This window comes from Streptomyces capparidis (genome assembly GCF_054782095.1).
On the sequence record NZ_BAAGTD010000092.1, the window covers coordinates 1 to 15,973 of the forward strand.

Consider the following 15,973-nt stretch of genomic DNA (forward strand, 5'->3'; position numbering starts at 1 on the left):
TCGCCTTGCCGCGCGGCGCCGTCCCCCGGCTGCCGCGGGCGCGGCGGATGGCCGGCCACGCGGCCGCGGCCGCCGCCCCCGCGGCGATCGCGACCGCGGCGCCGCGGCCCTTGCCGCTCCTGGCCGCCGCGGTGACGGTGTCGGTGACCTGCTGCGGGGCCTTCTCCTCCAGCGTCTCCGCGGCGGCCGCCAGCCGTTCCTTGGCCTTGGGCGCCCCGGAGCCGTTGTGCCGCGCCAGGTGGGTCGCGCGGGCGACCCGCTCCTTGGCGTGGCTGGTGAGCTCGGCGGCCCGGTGCTGGACGCGGCTCTTGACGTCGGCCTTGGCCGCGAGTTCCTCGACGGTCTGGCCCAGGTCGTGCCGGGTGCGTTCGATGTCGTCGCGCAGCTCCTCCAGGCCGCCGCCGCGCGCGGTGTCTGTCCTGGTGGTCATCGGTGGTGCGCCCTCTCCCTGATCTCTTCCATGTCGGCCTTCACGCTGTCGATGGCGTGCTCCGGCCGGGGCGGCGTGGCCCGGTGGATCTCCTCCTTGCCCAGCAGGCCGAGCAGCGCCGCGACGAAGGCGAGCCCGCCCGCGACGATGAGCGCGGCCGCCCACACGGGCAGGGCCACGGCGATGCCCGCGATGGCCGCCGCGACCAGGGCCTGGAGGGCGAGGAAGCCCATCATCCCCGCGCCGCCGAACAGGCCGCCGCCGCGGCCGAGGCGCTTGCCCTTGTGGGTCATCTCGACCTGCGCCAGGCGCAGCTCCTGGCGCACCAGGTGGGAGATCTGCTCCGACGCCTGCTTGACCAGCTCACCCACCGAGTGCTCTCGCACGTCCGCGGGCCGGTCGTCCACGAGTCCAGCCATGGATCCTTTGCCTTTCCGGTTACGTTTTTCCGGTTACGTGTCGGCCTCGTGTGTCTGGCCCTGTTTCTCCTTTCCGTGGGTGTCCGGCTACCCCGGAAGGGCCAGGTGAACCACCGGGTGGAGGGATCTGCGGCGCTCCCCGGCCACCTCGTGGCCGGTGTGGGCCGCCGTTCATCAGTTGAAGGCGCCGAATCGTTTCCGGTGGGGGCTTGCGTTGCAGCCCGATCCCTTGCTCCACCCGGGTGACCCCCAAAAACCGTCCAGAGATTGCTATGCAGACCCCTTGACCTGCTCATTACTTGGCTTGGACCATCGGCAGGCACGCGGTGCTCCAGTGTCGCGTGTTCAAAATGTGAATGATGCGGTCGAAGGAGTCAGTGACATGCGAAGGTGGATGTCCGCAAGACCCCCGGCGGACGGGGGCCGGTACGGCCCCCGGACCGCCATGGTCGTCTCGGCAGCGCTGCTGGCCGGCCTGCTCCCCCTGGGGCTCGCCGCGGGCCCCGCCTCGGCCGACGACCCCGCGCCGCTGGCCCTGGACCGCTTCGAGGGCGAGGTGCCGTTCGCCGCACCCCCCGAGGCCGGGATCTTCCCCTGGGGCGGGGACGCCGACGATCCGCCCAAGCTGACCCTCGCCGAGCGCGAGGACGCCCCCGAGGGCGACAGCGTGCTCCAGGGCACCTACGACATCAGCTCCTGGGGCGGCTTCACCCGCCATGTCTCCCACGACCAGCAGCCGCAGGACTGGAGCGCCCACAAGGGCCTGCGTTTCTGGTGGTACGGGCAGAACGAGGGGCAGGTGCCGCCCGGTACCGGCAAGCGGATCCACATCGAGGTCAAGGACGGCGGCGCGAACGCCGAGGCGTCCGAGCTGTGGACCACGTCGTTCACCGACGACTGGACCGGCTGGCACCTGGTGGAGATCCCGTTCTCCCAGCTCAAGTACCGCCAGGACTACCAGCCCGTCGGCGGGATCGACCAGGTGCTGGGCCTCACCCGGATGTGGGGCTACGGCATCACCCTGCCCACCGGCGGCAAGGCCGAGTTCGCGATGGACGGGGTCGAGCTGTACGGCAAGGCGGAGCCCGTCCGGGAGGCGCGCGTCGTCGCGGACGCCGTGCACCCGGTGGCCGAGGGCGGCACCGCGAAGGTGCGCCTGTCCGTCGCCACCACGGGCGGCACCCCGCTGAAGGAGCCGGTGACGGTGCGCTGGGCCACCGGCGAGGGCACCGCGCAGGCGGGCCGGGACTACACCGCGGCCTCCGGCATGCTCACCTTCCCCGCGGGCACGGCGTCGGGCACGTACCAGACGGTCGCCGTGCGCACGCTCAAGGACCGCGCCAGCGAGGTCGCGGAGACCGTCCCGGTGACGCTGACCGCCGAGGGCGCCGACCTGCCGGCCGAGCAGCCCGGTGTGGTCATCGACGCGCACGGGCTGCCGTACCTCGACCGCAGGCTGCCCGTCGCGAAGCGGGTCGCCGACCTGCTCTCCAGGATGACCCTGGAGGAGAAGGTCGGGCAGATGACGCAGGCGGAGCGCGGCGCGCTCACCGAGCAGGACGACATCGCCGACTACGCGCTCGGCTCGCTGCTGTCCGGCGGCGGCTCCACGCCGACGCCGAACACCGCCGAGGCGTGGGCGGCCATGATCGACTCCTTCCAGTTGCGGACCCGGGAGACCAGGCTCCAGATCCCGCTGATCTACGGCGTGGACTCCGTGCACGGCCACAACAACCTCGTCGGCGCCACGGTGATGCCGCACAACATCGGCCTCGGGGCGTCCCGCGACCCGCAGCTCGCCCGGCGCACCGCCGAGGTGACGGCGGAGGAGACCCGCGCCACCGGCGTGCCGTGGACGTTCGCGCCCTGCCTGTGCGTCACCCGCGACGACCGCTGGGGCCGCGTCTACGAGGCGTTCGGCGAGGACCCGGCGCTGGTCACCGCCATGGAGACGGTCATCCAGGGCTTCCAGGGCCGCGCCGACGGCAGCGAGCTGGACGAGGACACCCGGGTGCTGGCCACGGCCAAGCACTACGTGGGTGACGGCGGCACCGAGTACGGCTCTTCGGCCACCGGCAGCTACACCATCGACCAGGGCGTCACCAAGGTCACCCGCCAGGAGCTGGAGGCGGTGCACCTCGACCCGTACGACGACGCGGTGCGGCGCGGCGTGGGCAGCGTGATGCCGTCGTTCTCCTCGGTGGACATCGTCGGGGACGACAAGGGCCCGGTGAAGATGCACGCCAACGCCGAGCTGCTGACCGACGTGCTCAAGGGCCGGATGAAGTTCGGCGGCTTCGTGATCAGCGACTGGCAGGCCATCGACCAGATCCCCGGCGACTACGCGAGCGACGTGCGCACCTCGATCAACGCCGGACTGGACATGATCATGGTGCCGTACGAGTACCGCGGCTTCACCGGCACCCTGCTGGACGAGGTCGAGGCCGGGCGTGTGCCCGTCACCCGTGTGGACGACGCCGTCGCCCGCATCCTCACCCAGAAGTTCCGGCTCGGCCTGTTCGAGAAGCCGTACGCGGACACCTCCCACCTGGACGAGATCGGGTCGGCGAAGCACCGCGCGGTGGCCCGTCAGGCGGCGGCCGAGTCGCAGGTGCTGCTGAAGAACGACGGCGGCCTGCTGCCGCTGCCGAGGAAGTCCCGGCTGTACGTGGCGGGCAGCAACGCCGACGACCTGGGCAACCAGTCCGGCGGCTGGACCATCACCTGGCAGGGCTCCTCCGGCGACATCACCGAGGGCACCACGATCCTGGAGGGCATCAAGCAGGTCGCCCCGAAGGCTTCGGTCACCTTCAGCGAGGACGCCTCGGCGCCGACCGCGGGGCACGACACCGGCGTGGTGGTGGTCGGCGAGACCCCGTACGCCGAGGGCGTGGGCGACGTCGGCAACGGCCACGACCTGGAGCTGAGCGACGCGGACAAGCGCGCGGTGGACACCGTGTGCGGCGCGATGAAGTGCGTCGTGCTGGTCGTCTCCGGGCGCCCGCAGCTCCTCGCCGACCAGGTGGGCGACATCGACGCCCTGGTGGCGTCCTGGCTGCCCGGCACGGAGGGCGCGGGCGTGGCGGACACCCTGTTCGGGCAGCGGGACTTCACCGGGCGGCTGCCCGTGAGCTGGCCGCGGTCCGAGCAGCAGATCCCGGTCAACGTGGGCGACACCGCGTACGACCCGCTGTTCCCCTACGGCTGGGGCCTGACCACGGAGAAGACGGCGCGCAAGGCGCTGGTCGAGGCCCGGGTGGGGCACGCCGCGCTGCGGATCGCGGACTGGCGGGCGCGTCCCGAGCGGGTGCTCGACGCGCTGGCGCGGGACGCCGCACGACTGCCGCGCTCCTCGGGCGAGGACGGCTACCGGGCGCGGGACGCGGTGGTGAGCGCCGCCCGCCATGTGGCGCAGACCGCGATCGTCGCGCACGGCGCCGAGCGGGCCACGGCCGCGCTGACCTCCGACGCCGACCACCTGCTGCTGAAGGGTGACGCGGCGGGGGCGGTGGCGAAGCTCGCCAAGGCGTACCGGGTGGCCACCGGCTGACCCTCCCACCGGTCCCACCCGCCGCCGGGCGGCGGGTGGGACCGGGACCGGCACTCTTCAAGGGGCCCCGCTCGGCAGCGTGCGGGGCCCCGCCGCGTTCCCGCCCGGCGTCGTGCCCGCGCTCCGCGCGCGCCCCGCGCGATGAAGTGGTCCCATGGATGAGGGACAAACCGGCAAAAGCCGCGAATCACCCGTCCATCGACTCTCGAGAGGGAGCCATCCATGACCGTCAAGAAACTGCACGAGGCCGGCATCCGAAGCGAGCACGCCTACATGGCCGCCTTCGTCTCCATCGGGCTGTCCGTCCTGACCTGGGCCACCTCCCTGAAGGCGGAGAGCGCGGGACTGGACCGGGCGGACCGCTGGGGCATCTTCGTCGGCGAGTGGGCACCCACCTTCTTCGGGCTGGGCCTGGCGCTGTCCCACTACGAGCAGCACGACGGGACACTGGTGAAGACGGAGTGACCCGGCCGCGCGCCGTCCAGGGAGCCGGAGGGCCCCCACGGGCCGCTCCGGTTCCGGGCGTCCGGCGGGGCGTCAGTAGACGGCGACGCCGTAGGCGCTGAGCACCTCGGTGATCGGCTGGTAGAAGGTCATCCCACCGAGCGTGCAGTTGCCGGAGCCGCCCGAGGTCAGGCCGAGCACGGTGCTGCCGGAGAAGAACGGCCCGCCGCTGTCGCCGGGCTCGGCGCAGGCGGTGGTGCCGACCAGCCCGCTGACGGTGCCCTGCGGGTAGTTGACGGTGACGTTGAGCGCCCGCACGAAGCCTCCCCTGACCCCCGTGGTGCTGCCGCTGCGCTGCACCGGCTGCCCGACGAACACCTCGCCCGCGGTCCGCACGTCCTGGACGTAGCCGTTGTGCAGGCTGATGGCGCCGGGGCGGGGCAGCCAGGTGTTGGTGCGCTCCACGATGCCGAAGTCGTTGCCGGGGAAGCTGCTGCCGACGGTGGTGCCGATCGGGGCCTGGCCCATGGTGTCGGCGAACCACTGGGCCCGGCCCGTGGTGCAGTGGCCCGCGGTGACGGTGAACCAGCGCTCGGCCGTGCGCACGTTGACCCCCGCCGAGCAGCGGGTGTTGCCGCTGTACATCGCCTCGCCGCCGGCCAGGAACAGGCTCAGCCTGCCGTCCACGCGCTCCATCCGGGCCTTGTCGCCCAGCTCCGAGACGACGCCGTTGAGCGCCGCCAGCCTGCGCCCCTCCACCGACTCGTCCACGTGCACCACGACCTGGTTGGACCGGGGGTCCACGGCCCACGCGGTGCCGGGGACGCGCGCCGACTTCTCCAGGGCGGCGGTGGCTCCGGCGAGTTCGGCGCTGCTGTGCCGGACCATGCGCGGCACGGCCCCGGCCGCGCGCACCTGCTCCGCGGCGGCGCCGTCGGTCACGTTGACCACCATCCGCCCGGAGGACTCGCGGTAGAAGCCCGCGGTGCTCCGCGGGCCGAGCAGGGCCTCGACCGAGGCGATCCGCCCGGCGTCGGCCTCCTCGGTGGGCGTCGGCGCGGCCGCGGCGCTGCCGGCGCCCGCCGCGGCGCCGGCGAGCAGGGCGGAGGCGGCCAGGGCGGCGAGGCGGGACCGGCGGGTGCGTGCGCTCATGTGAACCTCCAGGTTCTGCACCCCCCGTGCGGGGCGTGCGGGGATCCGCGCGATCCGTACCCGGCGGATGATCACATGCAGCAGCGTTGCCTGCGAACGGAGTACACCCGGCCGTGTGACCCGATCCGCCCGCGGGCGGAGGCGGGCATTCCAGGAACTGGTTGACAGTCCTGTCCCGGGGGGCAACGATCGAATGTGTCGCCTTCGGCACGCAGGGGGACACCGCCGCGGTGGACGGCCGGAAGGGCCGGCCACGCGGAACACCCTGAGCGAAGGCGGGTGAGACGGTGGCACGGATCCCTTTGGTGAGCGCGTACACGATGGTCCAGGGCCACGAGATCCGCATTGCACTGATCGGCGAGATGGACTTCGACACGGCCGCCGACCTGCGCGAGCGGCTCTCGGACTGCCTGCGGCTGCGGCCGCGGAGCATGGTGGTCGACCTCAGCGCCGTGACGTTCTGCGACTGCTCCGGCCTCAACGTCCTGCTGTGGGCCCGCCGCCGGGCCCTCGCCTCGGGCGCCGCGTTCCAGGTGCGCTCCCCGGCCCCCCAGCCGGCCCGCACCATCGCCCTGACCGGCACCGCGCAGGTGCTCGGCCTGGGTCCGCGGTCGGTGCCGATGGCCTCCTAGGGCCTGCCGGGGGTGCGGGCGGGAGCATTCGCCGTCCCGGCCGTGACGGGCTCGCGCTCCACCGATCGGGTGATTCGCGGCTCGGGCCGCATCGGCCGCACCCCGCGCAGGCATACATCGTGCGACGCGCCGTGCCCGGCCCGGGCCGGCGTGCCGCCCGACGCCCGCGCACCCATCGGAGGTATCCCGTGGCCACCGCATCCCCGCTGGACACCGGGACGTCCGAGCCCCCGGTCCGCTTCTGGGGCGTGACGGACCTGCCCGCCCTGGAGTTCGACCCGCTCCTGGACGACCTGCTGGTCAACGAGCCCGTCGCCCGGATCCGCCTGCCCAACGGCGAGGGCACCGCCTGGCTCGTCACCCGGCACGAGGACGTGGCGTTCGTCACCTCCGACGCCCGGTTCAGCCGGCAGGCCCTGGTGGACACTCCCGTCACCCGGCTGGCCCCGCACCGGATCCCCACGTCCGAGGCGGTGGGCTTCGCCGACCCGCCCGAGCACACCAGGCTGCGCCGGACGGTCTCCAAGGCGTTCACCACCAGGCGCGCCGAGCAGTTGCGGCCCCGGATCCGGCAGATCGCCGAGCAACTGCTGGACGCCGTGGAGGCGGACGGGCCGCCCGCCGACCTGGTCGGCCGGTACACCGGGCCGCTGGCGCTCGACGTGATCAGCGAGGTGATGGGCGTCCCGCCGGAGGACCGGCCCCGCATGGGCGAGCTGGCGAACGTGCTGATCTCCATGGCGTACGGCCGGGAGGCCAGCGAGCAGGCCAAGGAGGAGGCCGCCGCGTACTTCTCCGGCCTGGCGCGCCGCCGCGCCGAGGAGCCGCGCGACGACGTGCTCAGCTCCCTGGCCGGGGCGGAGCGGCGCGGCGAGCTGAGCCACGGCGAACTCGTGGGCCTGGTCGTGCTGGTGCAGACCTCGGCCGCGCACGCCGTGCGCAACAACAGCGCCAACATGATCTACGCGCTGCTCACCCACCCCGAGCAGCTCGCCGCGCTGCGCGCCGACCGCTCGCTGCTGCCGCAGGCGGTGGAGGAGCTGCTGCGCTACGTCCCGCACCGCAACGGGGTGGGACAGTGCCGGATCGCCACCGAGGACGTGCAGGTGGGCGGGGTGACCATCCGCGCCGGGGAGGCCGTGTACGCCTCCTACCTGGCCGCCAACCGGGACAGCTCGGTGTTCCCCGAGCCGGGCCGCCTGGACATCGGCCGCGGCACCGTGCCGCACATGGCGTTCGGCCACGGCCCGCACTACTGCCTGGGAGCGTCGCTGGCCCGGGTGGAGTGCGAGGTCATCCTGTCCTGCCTGCTCGACCGCTTCCCCGGCCTGCGCCTCGCGGTGCCGCCCGGCGAGGTGCCCTGGCGGCGCAAGGCGCTCATCCGCGGCCCCGAGTCCCTTCCGGTCGCGTGGTGACGCGGCCCTCCCGCACGGCGGACGGGACCGCGGGACCCGACGGGTCCGCCGGAGCCGGTGCCGCGGTGGCGGCGGCCGGGGCCGTCGGGGTGGCCGGGGCCGCCGCGGCCGGGGCGGGCGCGCGGTCGGGTCTGGTGGTGCCGCCCGGCGCGGGCCGGGTGCTGGCCAACCCCTTCCACCGGGTGCACCTCAAGGCGGGCGGCGAGCACGGCGCTTGGGCGTCGGTGTTCGAGGTGGAGGTGCCGCCCGGGTTCGACGTGGGCGCCCATCTGCACAAGGGCAGCCAGGAGCTGTTCTACGTCCTGGAGGGCGAGGTGGAGCTGCTGGCGTTCGAACCGCGGGTGCGCACCCGTGACTCCTGGCGGGACTGGGAGGCCGCGGACGGCCGGCGGGCCGTGCGGGCCCGGCCCGGCACGCTGGCGTTCGTCCCCGAGGGCTGCCCGCACGCGTTCGCGAACCTCTCCGACCGGCCGGCCAGGATGCTCTTCCAGGCCGCGCCCGCCCCGGACCACGAGCGCTACTTCGACGAGTTGATGGCCATCCTGGAGCGCGCCGGGAGCGACGGCGTGGACCACGAGGCCATCGCCGCGCTGCGCGTGCGGTACGGGATCGAGCAGCTCACCCCGCTCGTTCCCGCCGTGAACGGCGCGCCGGACCAACACTGACAATTGCGACTGGGCACTATAGGCGGGACATTCCTCCCCAGGGGGCCGGCGGGGCTGCCGCCCCGGCGCGCCGGGCCGAGCACGCGGACCCGGGCGCACGGCCCCCCGCACAGACAGGAGTCCCGCCGTGGCGCCCCTTCGCTACACCGTCCCCGGAATGACCACCGACGCGGCCGGCGAGGTCATCGGCACGCTCGGCATGCGCCTGCACTCGCTGAACGACCTCGCCCTGACCCTCAAGCACGTCCACTGGAACGTGGTCGGCCCGCACTTCATCGCCGTGCACAAAATGCTCGACCCGCAGGTCGAGGCGGTGCGGGCGATGGTGGACGACACCGCGGAGCGGATCTCCACCCTCGGCGGCTCCCCCAAGGGCACGCCCGGGGCGCTCGTGGCGGAGCGCACCTGGCCGGACTACCCGGTGGGCAGGGCCGACGCCCTGGAGCATCTGCGCGCCCTGGACGAGGTCTACCGCGGGGTCATCGCCGACCACCGCTCGGCCGTCCAGCAGTTCGAGGACCTGGACCTGGTGAGCCAGGACATGCTGATCGGGCAGTTGCGCGCCCTGGAGCTGTTCCAGTGGTTCGTGCGGGCCCACCTGGAGACCCCGGGCGGCGACCTGGCGGGAGCGCCCGGCGGCGCCGAGCCCGCCGCGCCGGAGCGGCCCGTCAGGAGGACGGCCAAGAAGGCGCCGCCGACGGCCAAGAAGGCCGCGCCCGCGGCGAAGAAGACGGCCAAGACGGCGGCGAAGGCGGTCAAGCGCACCGTCAGGAGGTGAGCCCCCGCGCGGCGTCCCGCGACGCGTGGCCGCGAAGACCTGGGGCCACGAACACCTGGGGCCGCGAAATCATGTGACGCCTGAACGACAGACCGGCCCGGCAGCGACGGGGGAACGCTGCCGGGCCGGTTCTACTCCAGAGTAACCCCCGTGGGCGAAAATGCAAACACTCCACCGGGCACCACTTCCCGGCGCCCGCCGGGCTCTTGGGCGTCGCCGCAGGTCACGACGTCTGCGGGGGTTCGGTGAAGGAGATCTCGCCGTCGTAGGAAAACCGCCCCCCGATGACTTCGTTGTCCCGTACGGTCACCCGCCCCACGGGGGCGCCGGGCACCGCCCGCACCCCCACGCCCGGCCGGTCGGAGCCTGGGACGACGGTCACCGTGTTGCCCGTCACGGCCACACCGGTCAGCGGGTTGGGCGCCACGGACTTGACGTAGACGCCGCCCCAGCAGTCGCGCAGCTCGTTGCCGTGGACCACCAGGTCCTCCGTCCCCGCCGGGGCGATGCCGTCCCACAGCGTCCGCCGGACCGCGTTCCCCTCGATCCGCACCCCGGAGTGGGTGACGCCGTCGGCGAAGGTGTGCGACCCGAGCAGCGTCCCCCAGGACGGCCTGGCGGCCGAGGGGCCGCAGCGGTTGGCGAGCACGCGGATGCCGGAGGACGGGGTGTTGTCGGCCACCCCGGCCCAGGTGGTGGCCTGCGTCGCCGTGTCGAGCTGCACGGCCTCGCCGTGCCACAGGCCGACGGTGGGCGCCTCCACCCAGCCGCTGAGCAGACAGCCGTGCACCGTGGCGCCGCGCACGGCGTTGAACTCGATGGCGTGCCACCACTTGACGTCGGTGATCGTCACTCCGACGACCTCGATGTCCTCGGTGTGCTGGAAGGTGAGGGCGTTGATGGGCGGGGCCGCGGTGGCGCGGTCCAGTTCGGGGCCGGGCGGCACCGTGCGCAGGAAGTGCGCGACGGGGTTCCACCGGCCGCCGCCGACCAGGATGCCGCCGGGCGCTCCGTAGCCGCGGGTGCCGGCCGGGACGGCGTTGATGAGCATGGTGGGATGCTGCACGCCGTGCGCCGCGACGCTGGTGAACCACTCGGGGTAGGTCGGCCACGGGCTGTGCCGGTGGGCGGGGTCGGGGTCGCGGTGGTAGGTGTACGGCACCACGGGGAAGTCGGCGGTGAAGGTGGCCGCGGACGCGTCCAGGTGGGTGCCTCCGCCCACGACCAGGGTGTCCTTCAGGACATGGGTGACCGGGGCGGCCTTCACCACGATCCGGCCCCGCCGGTCGCGACCCCACGGGCCGGGGATCCCGCGGGCCGCGTCGGCCAGGGCGCGCCGCAGCCGGGTGGTCTCGGCGCCCTCGCCCGGTACGGCGAGGAAGTCCGCCGTGCGCTCCGGCGGCGGCTCCGCGGCCGCGGGCGCCCCGCCGAGCAGCGCGCCCGCGCCCGTGAGCAGGGCGGCGCGCAGCAGGTGCCGCCGGGTGCGGGGGGCGGCGTTCGCCACCCGAGCGAGAGACTTCTGCACGGAAGAACTCCTTGAGCGCGCCCCAGCGGACTCGTTGACCATATGTTAGGTCCTTCCGTTCTTGGCAAGAAAAGACATGGCGACCGCGCCCGTCCCGCACTCATATCAGCCTCCCGGAGTAATGAGGCGGCAATGGCGAACACTTCTCGGGGCGTTCCCCGGAAGTCGTGGAAGGAGCGGCGGACAGGTTTTCCGACCTCTCCGGGCAGGGAATAAGATTCCGATCACTGATTCGGCCTAACCTTCGTAACGGGGGCCGGACCACGGGCGTTGATGCTGGTGCCGCCGCTTCACCAGAGCGGACAGCATGGACCCCAAATGAGAGGACACGACTTCATGTCGCGTATTGCCAAGGCCGCCGCACTGACCGTCGCCACGAGCTTCGCTCTGGTCGGGTCGGCCGGTATCGCCAACGCCGACGCGGATGCCGACGCGGCCGTCGCCGAGAGCCCGGGCATCATCTCCGGCAATGCGATCCAGGTGCCGATCCACCTTCCGGTCAACATCTGCGGTATCACGGTCAACATCATCGCCCTGCTCAACCCGGCGTTCGGCAACGTCTGCATCAACTCCGACGACGAGACCGCGAAGTCCTACACGTCGGTGCACCACCTGTCCGCCGCCAAGCTCGAGAGCTCGAAGTACAGCAACTCCACCAAGAAGTAACCCGAGGCAGGGGCCTGGGGCCCGTCGTCTCCGGGAGCACGTTCCCGAGCAGGCTGTGGTCTCCCTACCGGGCCGCCCGGGGGAGACCACAGCCTTTCCTCACCGACGCGCCCGCGCCGCCGCGCGCGGGCGCGGACCGACGTCCGTCGGCCTCCGACGGACGCACGGCGCTGGGCGGCCCCACACGCCCGGCGCTACGGCGCGGTCGCCTCGGGCCAGGCCCGCGAGCGCAGCCGTCGCAGCATCCTGGCGTCCTCGAAGCCCACCGCGCGCGCCGCCGACTCCACCGTGCTGCCCTGAATGATCAACTGCTCGGCGCGCTCCAGGCGCAGCAACTGCTGGTAGCGCAGCGGGGTCAGCCCCGTGACCTCGGTGAAGCGCCGGGTGAGGGTGCGCACCGACGTGCCCGCCGCCGCGGCGAGCGCGGGCAGGGGCAGCCGTTCGGCGAACCGGGCGTCGATGAGGTCCTGCGCCCGGTGCACGGCGTCGCTGAGGTGCGCCCGGTGCCGCAGCATGGCCCCGGCCTGCCGCTCCTCGCCGTTGCGGCGGGCGTAGACCACCATCTGCCGGGCCACCCGGGCGGCGGCGGCCGGGCCGTGCCGCGCGGCCACCAGGTGCAGCGCGAGGTCGATGCCGCTGGCGATGCCCGCCGAGGTGATCACGCGGTCGTCGGCGACGTACAGCACGTCGCGCACCACCGCGGCCCTCGGGTGGCGGCGGGCCAGCTCCTCCTGGAGTTGGTGGTGCGTGGTGCAGCGCCGCCCGTCGAGCAGCCCGGCCCGGCCGAGGGCGTCGGCGCCCGCGCACACGCTGGCCACGGTGCCCCCGGCGGCGTGGTGCCCGGCGAGCCGGCGCAGGGTGGCGGGGCGCAGCGGCCCGGTGCCGGCGATGCCGAGGGCGGCCCGCCAGCCGGGTACGACCACCAGGTCGTCGCGGCCGAGCTGCGGCCAGTCCGTCTCCGCCCGCAGGCGCACGCCCTGCGCGGTGGGGACGTCCTCCTGCTCGGCCACGTGGTGCAGCGTGTACGGGTGCACCAGGTCGGCCGCCGTGGAGAAGACCTGGGCCGGCCCGGCGAGGTCGAGCAGGTGCAGCCCGGGGACGAGCAGGAAGACGACGCGCGGCACGATCAGGTCAGCCCTCCGCGCCCGCGGCCGCGACCGCCCCGGTGAGCTCGGCGGTGGACCTGATGGTGGCGAACCGGCCCGCCAGGGCGTACTCGGTCCGCTCCACGATCGCGTCGGTGGACAGGGTGCGCGGGTCGGCGAGCAGCTCCTCCACGGTCCGGTCCTCGGGGGCGTCCCAGTGCGGGATGGGGAAGGTGGCGGTGGCGTCGGTGACGAAGGTGACGTCGTAGCCGAGGTCGCCGGCGACGCGGGCGGTGGTCTCGCAGCACTGCTCGGTCTGGATGCCGCACACCACGAGGCGGCGCACGCCCCCGAGGGTGAGCAGCCGCTGGAGCTCGGTGGTGGTGAAGGCGTTCCGGGTGGTCTTGGTGAGCACCGGCTCGCCGTCGCGCGGCTCGAGCCCGTCCATCAGCCGTACATGCCCGAGCGCGGGGTCGAACACGCTGCCGGTCCCGGGCGCGGCGTGCAGGATCCACACCACCCGCCGGCCGCGGGCGCGGGCGGCGTCCACCAGGGCGCCCACCCGCTCCACGATCGCCGGGTTGGACACGGCCCGCCAGGAGGGCCGCTGCCGGAAGGACTCCTGCACGTCGATGACGAGGAGCGCGGTGCCGCCGGTGCGGTCGTCGATCTTTTCCATGCCTCGATCCTGGCCGCCCCGCGGGGCGCGGGACAGGCACCATTGTGCCCGGGTGCGGACGGATCCGGTCAGCGGCCCCGGGATCCCGGCGGTCAGATGCCGACGCCGCGGGCGCGCAGGTAGGCGGCGGGGTTGACGTCCGAGCCGTAGCCGGGCCCGGTGCGCACCTCGAAGTGCAGGTGCGGCCCGGTGACGTTGCCGGTCGCTCCCGACCTGCCGACCTGCTGGCCGACCCCGACCCGCTGCCCCTCGCGGACGGTCACCGAGGACAGGTGCGCGTACTGGGAGTACATGCCGTCGGCGTGGCGCACCACCACCTGGTAGCCGTAGGCCCCGCCCCAGCCGGCGCTGACCACGGTGCCGTCGCTGACCGACTTCACCGATGTGCCGACGGGCACCGCGAAGTCCACCCCGGTGTGGTAGCCGCTGGACCAGGACGACCCGGCGACGCCGTAGGCGGTGGTGACGGACGCGGCCACCGGCGCGACGGCGCCCGCGGTCGGCGCCTGGGCCTGCCGCTGCTTCGCCGGCGCGGACCGCTTGGCGGGCGCCGCCTGCCTCGCCTCCGACCTCTTCGGGGCGGTCTTCCTCGGGGCGGCCTTCTTCTCCGGGGCGGACTGCTTCGCCTCCGCGGTGTCCCGCTTCTTCGCCGGGGCCTCGCCGCCGCGGGCGGACGGCGAGCGGGTCGCGGTGGACGAGCGCGAGGACCGGTCGTCCGGCGCCTCGGCCCTGGCGTCGGGGATGGTCAGCCGCTGGCCGGGATGTATCAGGTTCGGGTCCTCGCCCACGACCTGGCGGTTGGCCCCGTACAACCGCTGCCAGCCGCCGCTCACGGACCGCTCGTCGGCGATCCCGGAGAGCGTGTCGCCGCTGACGACCCGGTAGTCGCCGGCGCGGCGCTCGGAGCGGTCGGCGCGGGTGTCCTCGTCGCGCTCGGGGGCCTGCTCCTGCCGGGGCTTGGGCGCGGCCTTCCTGGTCTCGGCGTCCGCCTGCCGCTTCCCGGTGGTGCGGGGCGTCCGCGTCTCGGTCTCGGCCTGCCCGCCGTCCCTGGTCAGGCCGGCCCGCGCGCCGCAGGTGGGCCAGGCGGTCGGCCCCTGGGCGTCCAGGACCCGCTCGGCGACGACGATCTGCTGCTGCTTGGTCGCCAGGTCGGCGCGGGGGGCGTAGGCGGTGCCGTCGAACGCCTTCCACGTGCTGTCGGTGAACTGGAGGCCGCCGTAGTGGCCGTTGCCCGTGTTGATGTCCCAGTTACCGCCGCTCTCGCACTCGGCGACCTTGTCCCAGGTGCTCGGGGAGGCCGCGTCGGCGGCGGTGGCCCCCAGCAGCGGCAGCGCCATGCCGGTGCCCGCGGTGACGGCGAGCGACACCTGCTGGGACAGCCGGTTCTGGGGCTGGGGGCGGCGGTGACGTCCTCTTGGGGGCATAGAGACTGACTTCCTCTCCGCTCCGGCGACCGGCTCCCGCCGGGCCAGGGGCGGCGGGCCGTGCACCAGTAGCGCAGATGGATCTTCGCCTCACAAGCGTCCAGCGGACATGTGCGCCAATCGGCGTAGGTACATCCGCGACGGATCCTCCCTATTCGGATCAGGGCGAGGTCCGACGCCCTTTCGCGGGGCCGGAGCTGCCATCGCGATTGTCACGGGGCGATGAGTTCCGGGTCGCCGCGCGGGTCCGGCCAAGGCCCTGCGCGCGGTGACCATCGGGCACCCGCTCCCCTGCCGCCGGGCCCCGGCCGCCACCACGCCCGCAACCCACCGCGCACCCCCGGCCCGCGCCTCCGCCCGGCGCGCCCCGGGCACGCGCACCCGCACGGCCGCCGCCCGGCCGCCGCGCCGAGACCCGCCCTCGCGCGACCGAATGGCGGGCGGCCACGTGGCGGCAGGACGGCATGGCTGCCGGGAAGTCGGGAACTGGACTGTCATGGCACTTCTGAGGAGAGTTGCGCGACCCCTGCTGGCCTCGACTTTCATCCACAGCGGCCTTTACACCTACCGGCATCCCGGGGCAATCGCGCCCGCCGCCGAGCCGGTCGTGAACGCGATGGCGGAGTATGTGCCGAGCATGCCCAAGGACGCCGAACAGGCCGTCCGCGTCAACGGCGCGATCCACATCGCCGCGGGCACCATGCTCGCCCTGGGCCGCATGCCACGCCTGGCGGCGCTGGTGCTGGCCGCCTCGCTCGTGCCCACCACCATCGCGGGGCACGCCTTCTGGAAGGCGGAGGACCCGCAGGAGCGGGCCCAGCAGAAGGTGCACTTCTACAAGAACCTGTCGATGTTCGGCGGCCTGCTCATCGTCGCCGCCGACACCCACGGCCACCCCTCCCTGGCCTGGCGCTCCCGCCGGGCGGTGGCGAGCGCCCGCCGCGAGGCGAAGTCGATGCGCCGCACGGCGCGCACCGCGGCGACGAGCGGGTCCGCGGCCCGCGCGGTCAAGGGGCTGGTCCCCTCCCGGTGACGGCGACGGCGCCGCGCGCGGGCGGGCCCGGCCGCGCCCCCGCGACCCCCGCCCGCCGCGGCGCCCGGCGGCGACC

15 protein-coding genes are annotated in these 15,973 nt (G+C 74.0%); 8 read left to right on the top strand and 7 right to left on the bottom strand.

The window, feature by feature from the left end; all coding sequences use genetic code 11:
- Positions 1 to 430, bottom strand: a 430-nt coding sequence (locus ACYVO2_RS36315) for a DUF3618 domain-containing protein (RefSeq protein WP_461012391.1), incomplete at its 3' end; no start/stop codon positions are given.
- Positions 427 to 849, bottom strand: coding sequence for a phage holin family protein (locus tag ACYVO2_RS36320; RefSeq protein WP_461012392.1), 423 nt, complete (start codon positions 847 to 849; stop codon positions 427 to 429). The genes ACYVO2_RS36315 and ACYVO2_RS36320, both read right to left, overlap by 4 nt.
- Positions 850 to 1,243: 394 nt before the next feature.
- Between ACYVO2_RS36320 and ACYVO2_RS36325 the strand changes: the two genes are divergently transcribed.
- Complete coding sequence (locus tag ACYVO2_RS36325; protein WP_461012393.1) at positions 1,244 to 4,399, top strand: glycoside hydrolase family 3 N-terminal domain-containing protein; 3,156 nt, start codon at positions 1,244 to 1,246, stop codon at positions 4,397 to 4,399.
- Between the two features lie 222 nt (positions 4,400 to 4,621).
- Positions 4,622 to 4,864 carry a hypothetical protein gene (locus tag ACYVO2_RS36330; protein ID WP_461012394.1) on the top strand — a complete coding sequence of 81 codons (243 nt, stop codon included), beginning with the start codon at positions 4,622 to 4,624 and terminating at the stop codon, positions 4,862 to 4,864.
- 72 nt (positions 4,865 to 4,936) lie between these two features.
- On the opposite strand, the gene ACYVO2_RS36335 is transcribed toward ACYVO2_RS36330, so the two are convergent.
- A complete protein-coding gene (locus ACYVO2_RS36335; protein ID WP_461012395.1) occupies positions 4,937 to 5,995 on the bottom strand; it encodes a S1 family peptidase in 1,059 nt (352 codons plus the stop codon).
- Positions 5,996 to 6,300: 305 nt separating this feature from the next.
- On the opposite strand from ACYVO2_RS36335, the gene ACYVO2_RS36340 reads away from it, so the two are divergent.
- The 4 genes from ACYVO2_RS36340 (at position 6,301) to ACYVO2_RS36355 (ending at position 9,485) form a co-directional block, all read left to right on the top strand.
- Positions 6,301 to 6,627, top strand: a complete 327-nt coding sequence (locus ACYVO2_RS36340) for an STAS domain-containing protein (protein WP_461012396.1) — start codon at positions 6,301 to 6,303, stop codon at positions 6,625 to 6,627.
- A 188-nt stretch (positions 6,628 to 6,815) separates the two neighbouring features.
- Positions 6,816 to 8,042 carry a cytochrome P450 gene (locus tag ACYVO2_RS36345; RefSeq protein ID WP_461012397.1) on the top strand — a complete coding sequence of 409 codons (1,227 nt, stop codon included), beginning with the start codon at positions 6,816 to 6,818 and terminating at the stop codon, positions 8,040 to 8,042.
- A gap of 89 nt (positions 8,043 to 8,131) precedes the next feature.
- Positions 8,132 to 8,707 carry a cupin domain-containing protein gene (locus tag ACYVO2_RS36350; RefSeq protein WP_461012405.1) on the top strand — a complete coding sequence of 192 codons (576 nt, stop codon included), beginning with the start codon at positions 8,132 to 8,134 and terminating at the stop codon, positions 8,705 to 8,707.
- Positions 8,708 to 8,864: 157 nt separating this feature from the next.
- On the top strand, positions 8,865 to 9,485 hold the full coding sequence (locus ACYVO2_RS36355) for a Dps family protein (protein WP_461012398.1): 621 nt from the start codon (positions 8,865 to 8,867) through the stop codon (positions 9,483 to 9,485).
- A gap of 223 nt (positions 9,486 to 9,708) precedes the next feature.
- Here ACYVO2_RS36355 and ACYVO2_RS36360 read toward each other — a convergent pair whose 3' ends face one another.
- Complete coding sequence (locus tag ACYVO2_RS36360; RefSeq protein WP_461012399.1) at positions 9,709 to 11,010, bottom strand: hypothetical protein; 1,302 nt, start codon at positions 11,008 to 11,010, stop codon at positions 9,709 to 9,711.
- 318 nt (positions 11,011 to 11,328) lie between these two features.
- Between ACYVO2_RS36360 and ACYVO2_RS36365 the strand changes: the two genes are divergently transcribed.
- The gene (locus ACYVO2_RS36365; protein WP_461012400.1) at positions 11,329 to 11,676 is read left to right on the top strand and encodes a chaplin; all 348 of its coding nucleotides are present in this window, start codon (positions 11,329 to 11,331) and stop codon (positions 11,674 to 11,676) included.
- 194 nt (positions 11,677 to 11,870) lie between these two features.
- Here ACYVO2_RS36365 and ACYVO2_RS36370 read toward each other — a convergent pair whose 3' ends face one another.
- The 3 genes from ACYVO2_RS36370 to ACYVO2_RS36380 all read right to left on the bottom strand — a co-directional run bounded on the left by ACYVO2_RS36370 (position 11,871) and on the right by ACYVO2_RS36380 (position 14,864).
- A complete protein-coding gene (locus tag ACYVO2_RS36370; protein WP_461012401.1) occupies positions 11,871 to 12,800 on the bottom strand; it encodes a GlxA family transcriptional regulator in 930 nt (309 codons plus the stop codon).
- Positions 12,801 to 12,807: 7 nt separating this feature from the next.
- Positions 12,808 to 13,440 (bottom strand): cysteine hydrolase family protein, encoded by a 633-nt coding sequence (locus tag ACYVO2_RS36375; RefSeq protein ID WP_461012402.1) that lies wholly within the window; start codon positions 13,438 to 13,440, stop codon positions 12,808 to 12,810.
- A 92-nt stretch (positions 13,441 to 13,532) separates the two neighbouring features.
- A complete protein-coding gene (locus ACYVO2_RS36380; protein ID WP_461012403.1) occupies positions 13,533 to 14,864 on the bottom strand; it encodes a transglycosylase family protein in 1,332 nt (443 codons plus the stop codon).
- Between the two features lie 496 nt (positions 14,865 to 15,360).
- Here ACYVO2_RS36380 and ACYVO2_RS36385 point away from each other — a divergent pair, with 496 nt between their 5' ends.
- Positions 15,361 to 15,897: a DoxX family protein gene (locus ACYVO2_RS36385; RefSeq protein WP_461012404.1), complete on the top strand. Its 537-nt coding sequence runs from the start codon at positions 15,361 to 15,363 to the stop codon at positions 15,895 to 15,897.
- Positions 15,898 to 15,973: the final 76 nt, after the last annotated feature.